Genomic DNA, 14,331 nt, shown 5'->3' with positions numbered 1-14,331 from the left:
CACCGGCGGGCAGGGTGCATTTGCAGGGCATGCCCTGTCGCTGTTCAGCGACGGTTCATGATCTCTTCTCTGCGTCCGGCCTGCCGTCCAGCCCCTGCTGGCGCGCGACAATGATCGCCTCGCTGCGACTGTGAACATCCAGCTTGCGATACAGCGAGGCGACGTAGTTGCGCACCGTGCTGTGGGCCAGTGCCAGCTCGGCGGCAATACGCTTGTCGGACAGGCCCTGACACAGCAGGGCCAGCACGTCGTGCTCGCGCAGGCTGAGGCTGACGGCTGGTGGCATCGGGGCGGGGTCGGGACCACTGGCATGACGCACGCTGGTCAGCTTTTCGACCAGCGTGCGGGTAAACCATGAGGCGTCCTGCATGACGGTGTCGATGGCAGCAAAGAGCTCCGCTTCACTGCGCTTGCGCTCGGTAATATCCACCAGTGTCAGCAGCACCCGGTCGTGCTCATCGATCTGCACGAGCGTGGCCGAAATCAGACAGGTCAGGCGCTCGCCGCGCTGGTTGGTCACACTGCTTTCAAATCCGCTCAGGGCATTACCGGCCTCAAGCGCGGCCAGAATGCACTGGCGGATCGGCGAGGTCAGCAGTACGTGCTCTTCCAGCCGGCCGGTAGTGAACGCCCCGGCGGCGTCTCCCAGAGTGGTGTTGAAGGCTTCATTGACTTCGATCAGTGACAGCGTTCGGCAGTCGGCCAGCGCCGTGGGCACCGGTGACATGTGAAACAGCGTTGAAAACTGGTTCTCACTGCGACGCAGCGCGGTCTGGGCACGCCGAATGGGCTCGAGGTCGGTAAAGGTCAGCAGCATGCAGGCGTCCTGATTGACCTCGATGGGCTGCCCGGCCACCACGACACACTTGCTTTCCCCCGTGGCGCCCGGATGCAGTACGGCTTCCATCTGCGCAATCATCAGGCCTTCATCGAGGCGGCGAAGCGCCTGGTCACGCTGGTCGGCGCCGGCAAAGACGTCCAGATCATGGAGGGTGCGCCCGAGCACGTCATCCTCTTCCAGGGCGGTCATGTCCAGAAATCCCTGATTGACGCGGATGAAGCACTGATCACGCAGTCGACAGATCAGGGCAGGGGCCGGGTTGGTATTGAAGGATTTCTCGAAGCGGTCCTCGGCGCTGACCAGCTCCGTGATGTCCTCGATCAGCAGGGCGGCCAGGTGGGCGCCGTCGTCGCTGGACAGCACCCGCCCCCGGATGCTGTGAACGCGCAGAACCTCTTCCGGGCCCGGCAGCATGATCTCCACGCCGATCTCGTCAAAGGGCGTGCCTGCCAGCAGGGCGGGCACCAGTGAGTCATCCTCTATATCGGGCGGTCGAAAGCGCAGCTGAAAGCGCTGTCGGTACTCGGCAATATCAAGGCCCAGCGACTCGATATCATGGGCGTTGTGCATGGCCAGTGCGGCCTGGTTGGCCCAGCACAGCGTGCCATCCGGGCCCAGCAGGATGACGCCTTCGCGCATCTCCTCGAGCAGGGCATAAAGCGGTGAGGGGCGGGTGGCACAGGCAAGGGGACTGTCAGACATGCTCGCTCCTGCGCGGCGTGATCGGAAAAGGGCAGACCTTCATGATGCTTTGCGCTCACGAGCATGAAAAGTGCCGGATAGTACACCATATCGCTGTCCAGTGCGCCGTGACCGCTATGCTGTGTCTATCCGGCGTGTGATACACGCCGCCAATGGCCAACAAGGGATACCGACACCATGACGGACAACACAACGCCGCTCTGGCAGCACCGACTGAGCGATTTTCGTGACGCCGTGGCCCGCGAGCCGATGCCCGGCTGCGGCGCCACGGCGGTGGTCAGTGCCGATCTGGGGCTGGCACTGGTGCTCAAGGGCCTGCATCTGAGCCAGCAGCATGACGCCAGCGCCCCGCGGCAGGCGCTGATCGATGAAGGCGCATCGCTCAAGCAGCGCCTGGCGCCGCTGGCTCAGGAGGATGTGGATGCCTTCGAGGCGTTCATGGCAGCTGTTGGCCGCGATAAGGACGATGAGGGCCGTACGCAGGCCATCCACGCGGCTGCTGCCACCGCCGTTGAGGTGCCCCTGAAGACCGCGCAGCTGTGTGACGCAGCGCTGGTGCTGTCCCATCAGGCCCGGGAGGACATCGAACAGCAGTTCGTCAGCGACGCGCTTGCTGGCGCTCGGCTGATTCATGCCGCGCTGCACGGCGTGCTGCTCAACGTCCAGGCCAATGCCGGCCAGCTCGGCAGCGACGACGCCCGTGACCGGGCGCTGCTTTCCCGCGATGGCCTGGCCCGTCGTGCCGATGCCCTGCTGGCGGCCATCACCGACAGCGCCCCGGTCTGAGCCCTGATCAGGCCACGGCCAGGACGCGTCGCCGCCGCTGGGCCAGCGCCACGGCGCCATCGATCAAAATCAGCAGCACCAGGCTGGCGCCCAGAACCGGCAGGGCCAGCCCCAGCAGGACGGCGGCCACCACCACGACCAGCGCCGCCGGGCGCGGTGCCCGGACCAGGGCCTGGATCAGCGTCACGGGCGTGACGGCAGTGCTGGCACGGGTCGGGCGTCGGCGCCACCACATGGCATAGCCCAGCACCAGCATGATCACCAGCGCACTGGCGAAAATGACCAGCACCAGCTGATTGATCACGCCAAACAGCACGCCCATGTGCAGGTCGATCCCCCAGCGGGTCAGTTTGGCGGCGAGTGGAAAGGTCTCAAACCGGGTGCGATCGATCACGGCCAGGGTGGTCGGATCGATGGCGGCTTCATCCACCTCGGTGGGCCATTCACGACCGATCTCGCGCACCTTCCAGGCACTGCCCGGTCCGGCCGCTGGGACAATCTCGATCCTGCCGGCCATGAGCCCCTCGTCGCGCGCCGCTGACAGGACGCGGTCATAAAGCGCCGGGTCGGAGGTGTGTTCCACCATCGCCATGTCATGGCCGGCGTGATCGGCGTGCTCGGCGTGCGGGCCCTGCTCGGCCGGCGTCACGCCGTCCAGATGCGTCGAGACCGTCGGGGTCTGCCAGCCGAACATGTGGCGCAGCTCGCCGATATTGTCGCCGGCGTATTTCGACCAGGTCAGGCCCGTGGCGGAGAAGAACAGAAAACCGATCAATGCCCAGGGGCCCAGCCGGTTGTGCCAGCGACTGGCGCGCCGGCCGGCACCATCGCGCAGGGGGCTGCGCCGGCGCTTGAACCACAGCGTCAGCCCGCCCAGTGCCGCGATCCAGAGCCAGGAGGCGGCCAGCTCGCTGTAGAAGCGTCCCGGCTCGCCCAGCAGCAGGCTGCGATGAAACTTGTCGATGGTGATACGAAACGCTGAAATGCCGCTGGTGCCGTAGACCGGCAGGGCGCCGCGCACCTCGGCGGTCACCGGGTCGACAAACATCGCCAGATGTTCCCACTGGCCAACGCTGGGGTCCGAGAACATGACCCGGGTGGTCTCGCCCGGCGCGGGGGCCGGACGTACCGCCATGGGCGCCTCGTCGCGCCCCAGCGCCTGCTGGGCGGCATGGATCTGCTCGGCCAGCGGCAGCGGTGTGCCGCCGTCGCTCTGGGTATAAAACTGCTCGTGATAGAGCGCCTGCTCGATCTGCGGGGTCAGGGCATAGACAATGCCGCTGAGGGCGACCACCAGCAGAAACGGGCCGACCAGCAGGCCGATATAGAAATGCAGTCGGGCGATAAAAGCCCAGCCCCAGGGTCTGCGACTCGGGGGAGAGGTGGCGGTGTCGTGTGTCATGAAATCACCTGTCACGGCCATGAGCGACGATCTCATGGCATCTGTCTGGTTCGCGCCTTCCCGGTACGGGCCGGAAGGGGGCAGAGCGGGGTCGAACCGGGTATCAGACGGACAGGGGTGGTGCGCGTGAGCGGGCATTGGGAAAGTGGGGATGCCGGGCATGGCCCTGTAGACGGGCAGGAACCGGGGCGCTATTGGGCCCGGCACGGCTGGGGGGCAGCGCCAGGGCGGCCTCGACCATCAGCGGGGTATGGGCCAGCAGCGAGCAGTAGCCACACTGGGCGAGATCGACGTGGCCTGCCGGATGGGTCTCGGTGTACTGGTGTGTGGTGGCCTGCTGGCTTTCCTGCGTCGCTGGCGCGGCCATGACATGGCCGGCATGCATGTCGGAGGTCTGATCCTGCCAGGGGGGATCGGGGTTGGTGCGCTCACGCTCATGGGCCAGCGCCAGTGTCTGCGACAGCACCGGGGCCAGAAAGATCACCATCATTGCGGCCAGGGCCAGCCAGGCCGGAAACGAGCAGCGCAGACGAGTCATGGGCAGGGAAAGGCAGCGCCTAAGGGGTACGTTTGAGGCCTGTGACTTTAACGCAAACCGGCGTTTGAGAACATCCCGCCAGGGGCGTGTGGCCTGGACGACACTGAACACCGACGGGGTATGGCAGACAGGATCGGCACTGAAACATCGCGGCCCGGGTGGCGGCCGTCTTCGAGACGGCGGGCTCTATTCTGCCGAGGAGGTGGCGCTGGTGGCCAGCGACGCTACAGGCGTTGATGCCTCACTGTCGTTGATCACCCTGAGCGCGACCGGCGTGTGAAGGGTCACGGCATCCGGATGGTGATCAAACGGTTCATTGGCCGCGCCGATAATCAGGCGGCGACGTTCAAAGGCGAGATCGCTGCGACGACCCAGGTAAGTGTCACAGTCCCGGCAGTGCACGGGGTCTTCGACCGGGCGCATGTGGCCTGAACGAACGGTAATGCGTCGGCTGCCACAGTGGAAACAGCGGACATTGAGCTCTGTGGGCCTCATGAAACACCTCTGTAATTTGTTTACCCATGTTATGTGATAACGCGCGCTCCCCCTAGCATGAAATTGCCTTTTCATACTTCAAGCTCAGGCCCTTGAACCCTCCAATTCATGTCTTTAATGATTGGTCGGACCTGATCTCACTCGTTTGGCGTGCCGGTATCGATCAGTCGGCCGTCCGGCGCTGGCACGCCCTGTCGAATCGCGGCGGAGAAGTCGGGCAGTGCGTGCCCCCCGTTATCGGCCGCTCGGGCGCGGGAACTGATATGCCCTCGCGACTTTAGTTCTAAAAGCGTTCGGGACGTATCCAGCGCGTCAAGATCAAACAGATAGCCGGGCAGATAGCCCGACAGCAGCAAGCGATAGTCGGCGGGCAGCCCCGGGATGATCCGTTTCACCATGTCAAAGACCAGAGTGGTGCAGTTGCTGGTCAGGGTGTTGTAGAAGGCAGGCGTGTCACGCAGGTCGTCGGCTTCATCGAGATAGGCCAGAAAAAGTTGACGGGCAGCGTCATCGGGCAGGGCCACTCGATAAAGATAGACGTCTTCATCGCGCACGTTGGAGCGGGTGCGCACGATGTCATGCTCATCGGCGGCGATGAGCGCCAGTTCGAACTGCTTGAAAAAGCCGCCGATGGCGGAAAAGGCTTCATTGCGCTGGCGGCGAATCTCGACCGAGAACACCAGCTGCTGGCCGTTTTCAAAGCCGAAGCTGACCAGCGTATGGGCGATCGCGGGGCCCATCCAGTAGGAGACGATCAGGTCGGTGGATTCAAGCTCGGAGAGGTCGTAGGTGCGTGTCTCCCAGCGCTGGGTATAGTGCTCCCGGCTGTGCCAGTCGAAGTTGCGCACGTTGTGGAGCGTGACCTGATCCCCCTGAATCTCGGCGCGCGGCAGATGCGCCATGTCATCGGCCCAGTCACGATCGCCCCGGGGCGTGATGGTCTGCCACCAGGCCAGCAGGATCATCGAGGCCACAAGCCAGGCCCATGGAATAGCCCGTGGCCGTCGCCGGACGCCGAACAGTCTCAGCATCGCCAGCGCTGCCCCCAGTCCGAGCAGGGCCCACAGGGTCATGACGGTGACCACCAGCGCGGCGGGCCCGGGCAGCTGATACCAGAGCGCCAGCGCGCCCCACAGGGTGGCGAACACGATCAACAGGGCGACGAGGCTACGCCACATCCAGCGCAGTACAGGGCGCCACCAGCGCGTTAAAAGGGAGAGCATGGACAGGCTCCGATCATCGACAGCAGTGAAATTTTTGTCCCGGTCATGATGTCGGATCCGTCGTCATGCGCCAGGCTTGAGACCACGATACCGCATTGCCTGAACCAGAGCCTGCCAGGAGAGCGCCATGGCCGTACAGCCCCCCGTTGCCCAGGATGTTCGCCGCACGATGATCGCCGCCGTTTTGCTGGGAATCGGTTTCATGGCGGCCATCGACGAGATCATCTTCCACCAGCTGCTGGCCTGGCACCACTTCGTCGATACCGGCTCCACGGCGCTGGCACTCGCCTCTGACGGTATTTTGCATACCATGGAGCTGGTGCTCTTTATCGTGGGCGCGTTCATGATGATCGAGCTGCACGGGCGCGCTGCCCAGGCCCCCGGCTACCGCGGCCCCGGCTTTTTGCTCGGCATGGGCGGCTTTCAGACCTTTGACGGCATCGTCGATCACAAGATTCTGGGCCTGCACCAGGTGCGCTACGTCGATCATGTCTGGTTTTACGATATCGCCTGGATTGGCGCGGGCCTGATCATGCTGGCCATCGGCTGGAAACTGCTGCAGCGCGCCCGCCAGGGCCAGGCCACCAGTCAGCACTGATCCGGCAGGGGCGTGCCCATGACGTCACACTCTATCCTGCATGGCCCCATGGCCATGGGCGCGACCTCCGCGGTCGCGTTTTTTCTGATGGCGCTTGTGTGGCTGGCCTACCTTTTCGGCGTGTGGCGCACGCGACGGCAAAAGCCCTGGCCCTGGTGGCGCACGCTTTTGTTCACCGCCGGCTGCGCCACGCTGGCCGTGGGGTTTGTGCCTGATCTCATGCACGCCGCGCATCAGGATGTGCGCATGCACATGGTGGTGCATCTATTGCTGGGCATGTTTGCCCCGCTCGGGCTGGTCTTTGCCGCCCCCATGACGCTTTTGTTGCGCAACCTGCCGCCCGGCGGCGCGCGGGGGCTGGTGCGCTTTCTCGGCACCGGGCCGATTCGTGTACTGACCCATCCCTTGACGGCCGCGATACTGGATATCGGCGGCATGTATCTGCTCTACATGACCTCGCTGTATGCGCACAGCCTGCATAGCCCCTGGCTTTCGAATGTCCTGCATCTGCACTTCGTGATTTCGGGCACGCTCTTTACCTGGGCGATCGCCGGGCCCGACCCCGCACCGCACCGTCCCGGCTGGCGCATGCGCATGGCGGTGCTGTTTGTCGCCATGGCCGCGCACGCCACGCTTGGCAAGCTGTTGTATGCGTTCGGCTTCCCGCGTGGCACCGGCGCTGCGCTTGAGGAACTTCAGCAGGCGGCGGTGTGGATGTACTACTGGGGCGATCTGGCCGAGGCGGTGCTGGTCGGGGCGCTGATGCTGGCCTGGCTGCGCCGGCGGCGGCGGATGGCGCACCCCGGAGGCGTCGCGTCCGGGATGAGTCCCCTCTGATTTGCGTCATCGCGGGTCGATGATCGGGCCAAAATGGCGTAGACTGCGCCGCAAATTCCTTGCCCCCTTCATGACTGCGCCAGCCTGACGCTGCGCGCGTGGTCGTGACGATACCGTGCGGACCCCGTCTTGCAACTCGACACCCGAAAGCTTGGCTGCGAGCGCGATGAGCGCTGGCTTTTCAGCGACCTTGACTGGCACATCGGTCCGGGCGAGCTGTGGCGCGTCGAAGGACCCAACGGGTCGGGCAAGACTACGCTTTTGCGCATTCTGTCCGGTCAGATGGCGGACTATACCGGCACTCTCTTATGGCAGGGGGAGCCGCTGGGGCGCTGCCGCGAGGCGTTCATGGCCGCGATGCTCTATATCGGCCATCGCCCGGGCATCAAGAAGGCGCTCACGCCGCTGGAGAATCTGGACTGGTATCAGGCCATGAGCACGATAACAGGGGGCGCTCGCACTCGCCGCGAGGCCGGCCTTGAGGCGCTTGAGAAGGTCGGGCTGGCCGGTTTTGAAGAGTCGCCGGTAGAGGCTCTTTCTGCCGGTCAGCAGCGCCGGGTGGCGCTGGCCAGGCTCGCGCTGGGCCATCAGACGCTCTGGATTCTCGATGAGCCCTTCACCGCCATCGACCGCGACGGCGTGCGCCAGCTGGAGGCCTGGATGATGGGGCACTGCCGGGCCGGCGGCAGCGTCGTGGTGACCTCGCACCATGACAGCGGGGAACTTTCCCCCGCTTCAGATGTTCTTAAGCATTTGCGATTCGACGGTCAGGGAGGCGTGCACATTGAGTGCTGAGCGCGCCGCCACCGACAACACTGCAGCAGGCCTGCCGGGACTGTGGCAGGGGTTTTCGGCAACGCTTTATCGCGACTGCCGGCTGCGCTTTCGACGCCGCAGCGAGCTGGCCAATCCGCTGATCTTCTTTGCGCTGGTGGTCACGCTCTTTCCGCTGGGGCTTTCACCCGACAGCACGCTGTTGGCCGAGATTGCGCCGGGGCTTTTATGGGTGGCGGCGCTTCTGGCGGTACTGCTCTCGCTTGATGGCCTGTTTCGCGATGACTTTGACGACGGCACGCTCGAGCAGCTGTTGCTGGCGCCACAGCCGGCCGGCGTACTGGTGCTGGCCAAGATCGTGGCGCACTGGCTGACCACCGGTCTGCCGCTGGCGCTGCTCTCGCCGCTGCTGGCCGTCATGCTCGCGCTGCCGGGCCACAGCATGGGCGTTTTGATGCTCACGCTGCTTGTGGGCTCGGCCACGCTGAGTCTGATCGGCGCCATCGGCGCCGCCCTGACCGTGGGGCTTCGACGCGGCGGCGTGCTGCTGTCGCTTTTGATTCTGCCGCTTTATGCGCCGGTGCTGATTTTTGGTGCCGGCATCGTGCGTCTGGCCGTGGAGGGCGCGGTGGTCACGCCTTGGCTTGCGCTGATGGGCGCCATGCTCGCCCTGTCCCTGCTGGCCGCGCCCTGGGCGGCAGGGGCCGCCCTGAAACTCTCGCTGGATGGCTGATCCCTTCCCGATACCGACCTGAACAACGCTGACCGATAATCATGTGGCCCATCATTCATAAACTCGGCTCCCCCAAATGGTTTTACACCATGAGCGGGCGCTGGCTGCCGTTTCTCTGGGGGATCGGTGCGATCCTGATCACCATTGGCAGTCTCTGGGGGCTGGCGTTTGCGCCGGCCGATTACCAGCAGGGCGACAGCTTTCGCATTCTCTACGTGCATGTGCCGGCGGCCATTCTGGCCCAGTCGTGCTTTGCCATGATGGCACTGTGCAGCGTGATCTTCCTGGTCTGGCGCATCAAGCTGGCCGACATGGCCGCCGGCGCCGCCGCTCCCTTTGGCGCGGCGATGACCTTCAGCGCGCTCTTTTCCGGGGCCATCTGGGGCGTGCCGACCTGGGGCACCTGGTGGGTATGGGATGCGCGGCTGACCTCGATGCTGCTGCTGCTGTTTATCTATCTGGGCATTATGGCCCTGCGCGGGGCCTTTGCCAGCCGCGATGGCGGGGCGCGGGCGGCCGCCATCCTCACCCTGGTGGGGGTGATCAATCTGCCGATCATCAAGTATTCGGTGGTGTGGTGGAACACCCTGCACCAGGGCGCCACCTTCAGCCTCACCGAAAAGCCGGCCATGCCGGCGAGCATGTGGCTGCCGCTGCTGCTCATGGTGATCGGCTTTTACCTGATCTTTGCCGCCGTCACGGTGGCGCGCACCCGTAACGAGATCATCAGACGCCAGCCGAGTGCCCGCTGGGTGCGTGCGCTGGCGCAAGGAGAGCGCAATGGCCTTTGATTCGCTGACCGACTTCTGGGCGATGAACGGCTACGCCGCCTACGTCTGGCCGGCCTTTATCGTGGTGCTCGGCGCGCTGGTGGCGTTTGCGCTGGTCAGCGTCATCGAGCAGCGCCGGCTGCTGCGGCATGTGTCAGCGCTTGAACGCCGCGAAGCGCGCCGTCCGGGGCGATCAGCGACGGCGACCGTCGAGGAGACGTCATGAAGGCGCATCGTCGGCAGCGGCTGATCATTATCCTGGTGCTGGTGGCGCTGGCAGGCGTGGCCATCGGTCTGACGCTCTATTCGCTGCGCGCCAACATGAACCTCTTTTACTCCCCGACCCAGATCAGCGCCGGCGAGGCGCCGCCGGGGCGCTCGCTGCGCGCCGGTGGGGTGGTGCGTGACGACAGCGTCCAGCGCGATCAGCAGACGCTGGATGTGACCTTCACCGTGACCGATTTCGAAGAGGATGTGCCGGTGCACTATCGCGGCATCCTGCCGGATCTCTTTCGTGAAGGGCAGGGCGTGGTCATTGTCGGCACGCTCAACGAGCGCGGCTGGCTCGAGGCCAGCGAAGTACTGGCCAAGCACGATGAAAACTACATGCCGCCGGAGGTGGATGGGGCGCTCAAGGCCGCCGAGGCCCGCAAGTCGATTCCCTCCAGTGGCGCGGTCACCGGCGGCAACGATGAACGCATTTAGGGTCCGCGCGTCATGCTGATTGAAATTCTTCCCGAAATCGGGCTCTACGCCATGATGCTGGCGCTGGCCATGGCGCTGGTGCAGGCGATCGTGCCGCTGGCCGGCAGCCTGACCCGCCGGCCGCTGTGGATGAGCTATGCCGGCCCCATGGCCTGGGGCCAGGCGCTGTTTCTGCTGGTGGCCTTCGTCTGTCTGGCGCTGGGCTTTTTGTTCAATGATTTCAGCGTGGACTACATCGCGGGCAACGCCAATTCACAGCTGCCCTGGTATTACCGCCTGAGTGCGGTCTGGGGCGGCCATGAAGGCTCGGTGCTGTTGTGGTCGATGATGATGGCGTTCTGGGGGCTGGCGGTCAGCGTCTTTTCGCGCAATCTGCCGCGCGACATGCTCGCCCGCGTGCTGTCGGTGCTGGGCATGATCAACGCGGGCTTTCTGCTGTTTATTCTGGCCACCTCGAGCCCGTTTGAGCGCATCCTGCCGGCCCCGCCCATGGAGGGCGCCGACCTTAACCCGCTGCTGCAGGACCCGGGGCTGATCGTGCATCCGCCGATGCTCTACATGGGCTATGTCGGCTTTTCGGTGGCCTTTGCCTTTGCGCTCGCCGCGTTGATGGGCGGGCGGCTGGATGCGGCCTGGACGCGCTGGGCGCGCCCCTGGACCAATCTTGCCTGGGCGTTTTTGAGTGTGGGCATTGCGCTGGGCAGCTGGTGGGCCTACTACGAGCTGGGCTGGGGCGGCTGGTGGTTCTGGGACCCGGTCGAAAACGCCTCACTGATGCCCTGGCTTGCCGGCACGGCGCTGATGCACTCGCTGGCGGTGACCGAAAAGCGCGGCGGCTTCAAAAGCTGGACGGTGCTTTTGGCAATCGTCACCTTCTCGCTATCGCTGCTGGGCACCTTCCTGGTGCGCTCGGGGGTGCTGACCTCGGTGCACGCCTTTGCCAACGACCCCTCCCGCGGCACCTTCATTCTGGTATTGCTGGGGCTGACCGTGGGCGCCTCGCTGACGCTGTATGCCTTTCGCGCCCCCCGGGTCAAAAGCCCGCTCGGCTTTGGCTGGCTGTCGCGTGATGCCATGCTCCTGTTCAACAACATCGTGCTGCTGGTGATGACGGTGACCGTGCTGCTGGGCACGCTCTATCCGCTGATTCTCGACAGCCTGAACATGGGCAAGATCTCGGTCGGCCCGCCCTATTTCAACGCTTTGATCGTGCCGCTCACTGTCGCGCTGGGGCTGTTCATGGGCGCCGGCCCCGTGACGCGCTGGAAGCAGATGACGGCGCGCGAGCTGATCAAGCGGCTGTGGCTGAGTGCAGCCGTGTCGCTGGCGGTGGCGCTGATGATTCCCTGGCTTTATGACGGTGCCTGGTCGCTGCCGGTCAGCCTGGGGCTTCTGGTGGCGGCGTGGATCGTGGTGCCGCTGGCGCGCGAGCCGCTGATCCTGATACGCCGCTTCGGCCTGCGCGGGCCGGGGAAACTCTCGCGCAGCCACTATGGCATGGTGCTGGGCCATATCGGCATGGCAGTGACCATTGTCGGGGTGACCATGGTGTCGAACTACGACCACGCCGATAACGTGCGCATGAGTCCCGGCCGTTCGGTCGAGGTGGGCGGCTACAGCTTCACCATGACTCAGCTCAACGAGACACGCGGGCCCAACTATTTAAGCGACCGCGCCACCATCCGGGTCACCCAGGGGGACCGGCTGGTAACGCTGCTGCATCCGGAAAAGCGCTTTTTTACCACCCGGCGTCAGGCGATGACCGAAACCGCGCTGGATAACGGTCTGACCCGCGATCTGTACGTGGCGATGGGCGAGGCGCTGGATGACGGCGAGTCCTGGGCGATGCGCATCCAGGTCAAGCCCTTCGTGCGCTGGCTGTGGCTGGGGGCGCTGTTGATGGCGGCGGGCGGCATTCTGGCCGTGTGCGACAAGCGCTACCGCCACCGCAGTCGAACCCGGCAAACAATGGAGGCTCGAGCATGAAAAAACGCTACTGGCTGTTCGTGCCGCTTCTGATTTTCGTGGTGCTGGCTTTTCTGCTCTGGCAGGGGCTGGGGCGCGACCCGTCTCATCGCGATTCGGCGCTGCTGGAAAAACCCTTTCCAGCGTTTTCGCTGACCACGCTGGAAAACGACGAGCGCACGGTGGACGCCTCGCTGCTTGAAGGGCAGGTGACGCTGGTCAACGTCTGGGGCGAGTGGTGCCCGACCTGCAAGCGCGAAATGCCGCAGCTTTTGACGCTGGCCGAGCGCGGCGTGCATCTGGTCGGGGTGGACTACAAGGACACCCGCGACAAGGGGCAGGGGTTTCTGGAGGAGTTCGGCAACCCGTTTGCGCTCAATATCTTTGACCCGGAAGGCTCGCTCGGCTTTGATCTGGGTGTCTATGGCGCGCCCGAGTCGTTTATTGTCGATGCCCGCGGCAATATCCGCTATCACCACACGGGCTATATCACGCCCGAGGACGTCGAGGATGTGATCCTGCCGGAGATCAGGCGATGGCAGTAACCCCGAAAGCGCTGATGCGGGCTCTGATTGCAGCCGTGGCGATCCTGCTGGCCGCCACTGCCGGCGCCGACGATCTGCACCGCTTTGACGACCCGGCCCTGCAAGCGCGCTACAGCGAGCTGATCGCCACACTTCGCTGTCCCAAGTGTGAAAATCAGGCGATCGGCGATTCCGGCTCGCCGATTGCCGGTGACATGCGCACACACGTGGCGCGCGCGTTAAGGCGTGGCGACAGCGACGACGACATCCGCCAGGCCATGGTCGAGCGCTTTGGCGACTACGTGCTCTATCGCCCGCGCCTTGAGTGGCGCACCGTCGCGCTCTGGGCCGGGCCGGGCGTGGGCGTGCTGCTCGGGCTGGCCGCCATCGCGGCGGTGATTCGCTCACGCCGCGATGAGCGCGCCGAGGCGCTCGATGATGACGAGCAACAGCGGCTCGACACGCTGCTGTCGCGCCATCAGGGCAATGACGATCAGGACAGGAGCCATCAATGACGGCGTTATGGGTAGGCCTTGCCCTGCTGCTGAGTGTGGCGGTGGGGTTTTTGCTGCTGCCGCTGTGGCGAAGCCGGCCTCTGCGTGAGGCCCAGGCGGCGCTGGAGACGCGCGATGACGATGCCCGCGACAACGTCACCATCTTTCGTGACCGGCTGGCAGGCCTGGAGGAGGAGCTCGCCCGCGGCGAGATCGACCAGGCGCGGTTCGAGGCGCGACGCCTGGAGCTTGAGCGCGATCTGCTCGCCGACACCGAAGGCCGGGCGCCGCGCGGGCTGAAGTCAGCCTACAGCGGGGTGTGGCTGACCGCGATCGTGGTAGTGGTGGTGGGCTTTGGCTCGCTGTACGCCTACCACCGCGAGGGGAGCGTGGATGATCTGACGCTCTATCAGGCCCGCGTGCAGGTCGAGCAGGACGGCGGCGAGCCGCAGCAGTTTATCGCGCGCTTTGAACAGGAGGCGCAGCGCCAGCCGGACAATCCCAGCGTGTGGGCGTCACTCTATCCGCTCTATCGCGACAGTCGGCAGTATGACAAGGCCGATCACGCCCTGACCCGGCTGATCGCGCTGAAAGGGCGCGAGCCGTCGCTGGTCTCCGAGCTGGCCCAGATTCGCTTTGTCGAAAACGACCGCGAGATGAACGACGACATTCAGGCGCTTGCCGATGAAGTGCTGAAAGCCGACCCGCGCCAGCCCACGGTGCACGGGCTGCTGGGCTTTGCCGATTTCCGCGCGGGCGACTATCAGGGCGCGATCGATCACTGGCGCACGGCCATTGCCGGCAGCGACAGCGACGACAGCCAGCAGGCACTGCGCCAGGCGATGGCGGCGGCCAGGGCCCGCATGGGCCCCACCGCCGACGGTGCGCCGGTGGAGCAGAACAGCGAGTCGCGCAACGAGCAGGGCGATAAACCCTGAACCGCG

The 14,331-nt window shown here is 65.0% G+C and carries 17 protein-coding genes; 12 read left to right on the top strand and 5 right to left on the bottom strand.

What is annotated here, in order from left to right; all coding sequences use genetic code 11:
- Nucleotides 1-55: 55 nt before the first annotated feature.
- Complete coding sequence (locus tag C8D72_RS08055) at nucleotides 56-1,543, bottom strand: helix-turn-helix transcriptional regulator (RefSeq protein WP_115853898.1); 1,488 nt, start codon at nucleotides 1,541-1,543, stop codon at nucleotides 56-58.
- Between the two features lie 177 nt (nucleotides 1,544-1,720).
- Here C8D72_RS08055 and C8D72_RS08050 point away from each other — a divergent pair, with 177 nt between their 5' ends.
- Complete coding sequence (locus C8D72_RS08050; RefSeq protein ID WP_115853897.1) at nucleotides 1,721-2,329, top strand: cyclodeaminase/cyclohydrolase family protein; 609 nt, start codon at nucleotides 1,721-1,723, stop codon at nucleotides 2,327-2,329.
- A 7-nt stretch (nucleotides 2,330-2,336) separates the two neighbouring features.
- Here the strand turns inward: C8D72_RS08050 and C8D72_RS08045 are convergent, their stop codons facing one another.
- From C8D72_RS08045 to C8D72_RS08030, 4 genes are all read right to left on the bottom strand, one after another.
- Entirely contained in the window at nucleotides 2,337-3,731 is a 1,395-nt protein-coding gene (locus C8D72_RS08045; protein ID WP_115854464.1) for a PepSY-associated TM helix domain-containing protein, read from the bottom strand.
- A 103-nt stretch (nucleotides 3,732-3,834) separates the two neighbouring features.
- Entirely contained in the window at nucleotides 3,835-4,269 is a 435-nt protein-coding gene (locus C8D72_RS08040; protein WP_115853896.1) for a DUF2946 domain-containing protein, read from the bottom strand.
- A 186-nt stretch (nucleotides 4,270-4,455) separates the two neighbouring features.
- Nucleotides 4,456-4,764, bottom strand: coding sequence for a hypothetical protein (locus C8D72_RS08035; protein WP_147301511.1), 309 nt, complete (start codon nucleotides 4,762-4,764; stop codon nucleotides 4,456-4,458).
- A gap of 137 nt (nucleotides 4,765-4,901) precedes the next feature.
- Nucleotides 4,902-5,987, bottom strand: coding sequence for an Lnb N-terminal periplasmic domain-containing protein (locus C8D72_RS08030; RefSeq protein WP_245955198.1), 1,086 nt, complete (start codon nucleotides 5,985-5,987; stop codon nucleotides 4,902-4,904).
- A gap of 127 nt (nucleotides 5,988-6,114) precedes the next feature.
- Here C8D72_RS08030 and C8D72_RS08025 point away from each other — a divergent pair, with 127 nt between their 5' ends.
- From C8D72_RS08025 to ccmI, 11 genes are all read left to right on the top strand, one after another.
- Entirely contained in the window at nucleotides 6,115-6,585 is a 471-nt protein-coding gene (locus C8D72_RS08025; RefSeq protein ID WP_115853894.1) for a DUF2243 domain-containing protein, read from the top strand.
- Nucleotides 6,586-6,603: 18 nt separating this feature from the next.
- Entirely contained in the window at nucleotides 6,604-7,422 is an 819-nt protein-coding gene (locus tag C8D72_RS08020) for a cytochrome c oxidase assembly protein (RefSeq protein ID WP_245955197.1), read from the top strand.
- A gap of 129 nt (nucleotides 7,423-7,551) precedes the next feature.
- A complete protein-coding gene (ccmA, locus tag C8D72_RS08015) occupies nucleotides 7,552-8,217 on the top strand; it encodes a cytochrome c biogenesis heme-transporting ATPase CcmA (protein ID WP_115853892.1) in 666 nt (221 codons plus the stop codon).
- Nucleotides 8,207-8,929, top strand: coding sequence for a heme exporter protein CcmB (gene ccmB, locus C8D72_RS08010; RefSeq protein ID WP_425453267.1), 723 nt, complete (start codon nucleotides 8,207-8,209; stop codon nucleotides 8,927-8,929). Before ccmA ends, ccmB begins: the two co-directional genes overlap by 11 nt.
- A gap of 41 nt (nucleotides 8,930-8,970) precedes the next feature.
- Nucleotides 8,971-9,720: a heme ABC transporter permease gene (locus C8D72_RS08005; RefSeq protein WP_115853890.1), complete on the top strand. Its 750-nt coding sequence runs from the start codon at nucleotides 8,971-8,973 to the stop codon at nucleotides 9,718-9,720.
- Nucleotides 9,710-9,925, top strand: a complete 216-nt coding sequence (gene ccmD / locus C8D72_RS08000; protein WP_115853889.1) for a heme exporter protein CcmD — start codon at nucleotides 9,710-9,712, stop codon at nucleotides 9,923-9,925. The genes C8D72_RS08005 and ccmD overlap by 11 nt, the downstream gene beginning before the upstream one ends.
- Entirely contained in the window at nucleotides 9,922-10,404 is a 483-nt protein-coding gene (gene ccmE / locus C8D72_RS07995) for a cytochrome c maturation protein CcmE (protein ID WP_115853888.1), read from the top strand. Before ccmD ends, ccmE begins: the two co-directional genes overlap by 4 nt.
- A 12-nt stretch (nucleotides 10,405-10,416) precedes the next feature.
- Entirely contained in the window at nucleotides 10,417-12,390 is a 1,974-nt protein-coding gene (locus C8D72_RS07990) for a heme lyase CcmF/NrfE family subunit (protein ID WP_115853887.1), read from the top strand.
- Nucleotides 12,387-12,914, top strand: coding sequence for a DsbE family thiol:disulfide interchange protein (locus C8D72_RS07985; protein WP_115853886.1), 528 nt, complete (start codon nucleotides 12,387-12,389; stop codon nucleotides 12,912-12,914). The genes C8D72_RS07990 and C8D72_RS07985 overlap by 4 nt, the downstream gene beginning before the upstream one ends.
- The gene (locus tag C8D72_RS07980; protein WP_115853885.1) at nucleotides 12,905-13,408 is read left to right on the top strand and encodes a cytochrome c-type biogenesis protein; all 504 of its coding nucleotides are present in this window, start codon (nucleotides 12,905-12,907) and stop codon (nucleotides 13,406-13,408) included. Before C8D72_RS07985 ends, C8D72_RS07980 begins: the two co-directional genes overlap by 10 nt.
- Nucleotides 13,405-14,325 (top strand): c-type cytochrome biogenesis protein CcmI, encoded by a 921-nt coding sequence (gene ccmI / locus C8D72_RS07975; protein WP_115853884.1) that lies wholly within the window; start codon nucleotides 13,405-13,407, stop codon nucleotides 14,323-14,325. Before C8D72_RS07980 ends, ccmI begins: the two co-directional genes overlap by 4 nt.
- Nucleotides 14,326-14,331 lie beyond the last annotated feature (6 nt).

This window comes from Kushneria indalinina DSM 14324 (genome assembly GCF_003385845.1).
GTDB classification, from domain to species: Bacteria; Pseudomonadota; Gammaproteobacteria; order Pseudomonadales; family Halomonadaceae; genus Kushneria; species Kushneria indalinina.
Note: the sequence above shows the minus strand (reverse complement) of the source record. Positions and strands in the feature narration are given on the sequence as shown.

Bases quoted from the DNA above. Each gene is read 5' to 3' on its own strand.
- C8D72_RS07990 (WP_115853887.1), top strand. From the start codon at position 10,417: ATGCTGATTGAAATTCTTCCCGAAATCGGGCTCTACGCCATGATGCTG.
- C8D72_RS07980 (WP_115853885.1), top strand. From the start codon at position 12,905: ATGGCAGTAACCCCGAAAGCGCTGATGCGGGCTCTGATTGCAGCCGTG.
- C8D72_RS08025 (WP_115853894.1), top strand. From the start codon at position 6,115: ATGGCCGTACAGCCCCCCGTTGCCCAGGATGTTCGCCGCACGATGATC.
- C8D72_RS08020 (WP_245955197.1), top strand. From the start codon at position 6,604: ATGACGTCACACTCTATCCTGCATGGCCCCATGGCCATGGGCGCGACC.
- C8D72_RS08045 (WP_115854464.1), bottom strand. From the start codon at position 3,731: ATGACACACGACACCGCCACCTCTCCCCCGAGTCGCAGACCCTGGGGC.
- C8D72_RS08040 (WP_115853896.1), bottom strand. From the start codon at position 4,269: ATGACTCGTCTGCGCTGCTCGTTTCCGGCCTGGCTGGCCCTGGCCGCA.
- C8D72_RS08055 (WP_115853898.1), bottom strand. From the start codon at position 1,543: ATGTCTGACAGTCCCCTTGCCTGTGCCACCCGCCCCTCACCGCTTTAT.
- C8D72_RS08035 (WP_147301511.1), bottom strand. From the start codon at position 4,764: ATGAGGCCCACAGAGCTCAATGTCCGCTGTTTCCACTGTGGCAGCCGA.
- ccmE (WP_115853888.1), top strand. From the start codon at position 9,922: ATGAAGGCGCATCGTCGGCAGCGGCTGATCATTATCCTGGTGCTGGTG.
- C8D72_RS07985 (WP_115853886.1), top strand. From the start codon at position 12,387: ATGAAAAAACGCTACTGGCTGTTCGTGCCGCTTCTGATTTTCGTGGTG.
- ccmD (WP_115853889.1), top strand. From the start codon at position 9,710: ATGGCCTTTGATTCGCTGACCGACTTCTGGGCGATGAACGGCTACGCC.
- C8D72_RS08050 (WP_115853897.1), top strand. From the start codon at position 1,721: ATGACGGACAACACAACGCCGCTCTGGCAGCACCGACTGAGCGATTTT.
- C8D72_RS08005 (WP_115853890.1), top strand. From the start codon at position 8,971: ATGTGGCCCATCATTCATAAACTCGGCTCCCCCAAATGGTTTTACACC.
- ccmI (WP_115853884.1), top strand. From the start codon at position 13,405: ATGACGGCGTTATGGGTAGGCCTTGCCCTGCTGCTGAGTGTGGCGGTG.
- C8D72_RS08030 (WP_245955198.1), bottom strand. From the start codon at position 5,987: ATGCTCTCCCTTTTAACGCGCTGGTGGCGCCCTGTACTGCGCTGGATG.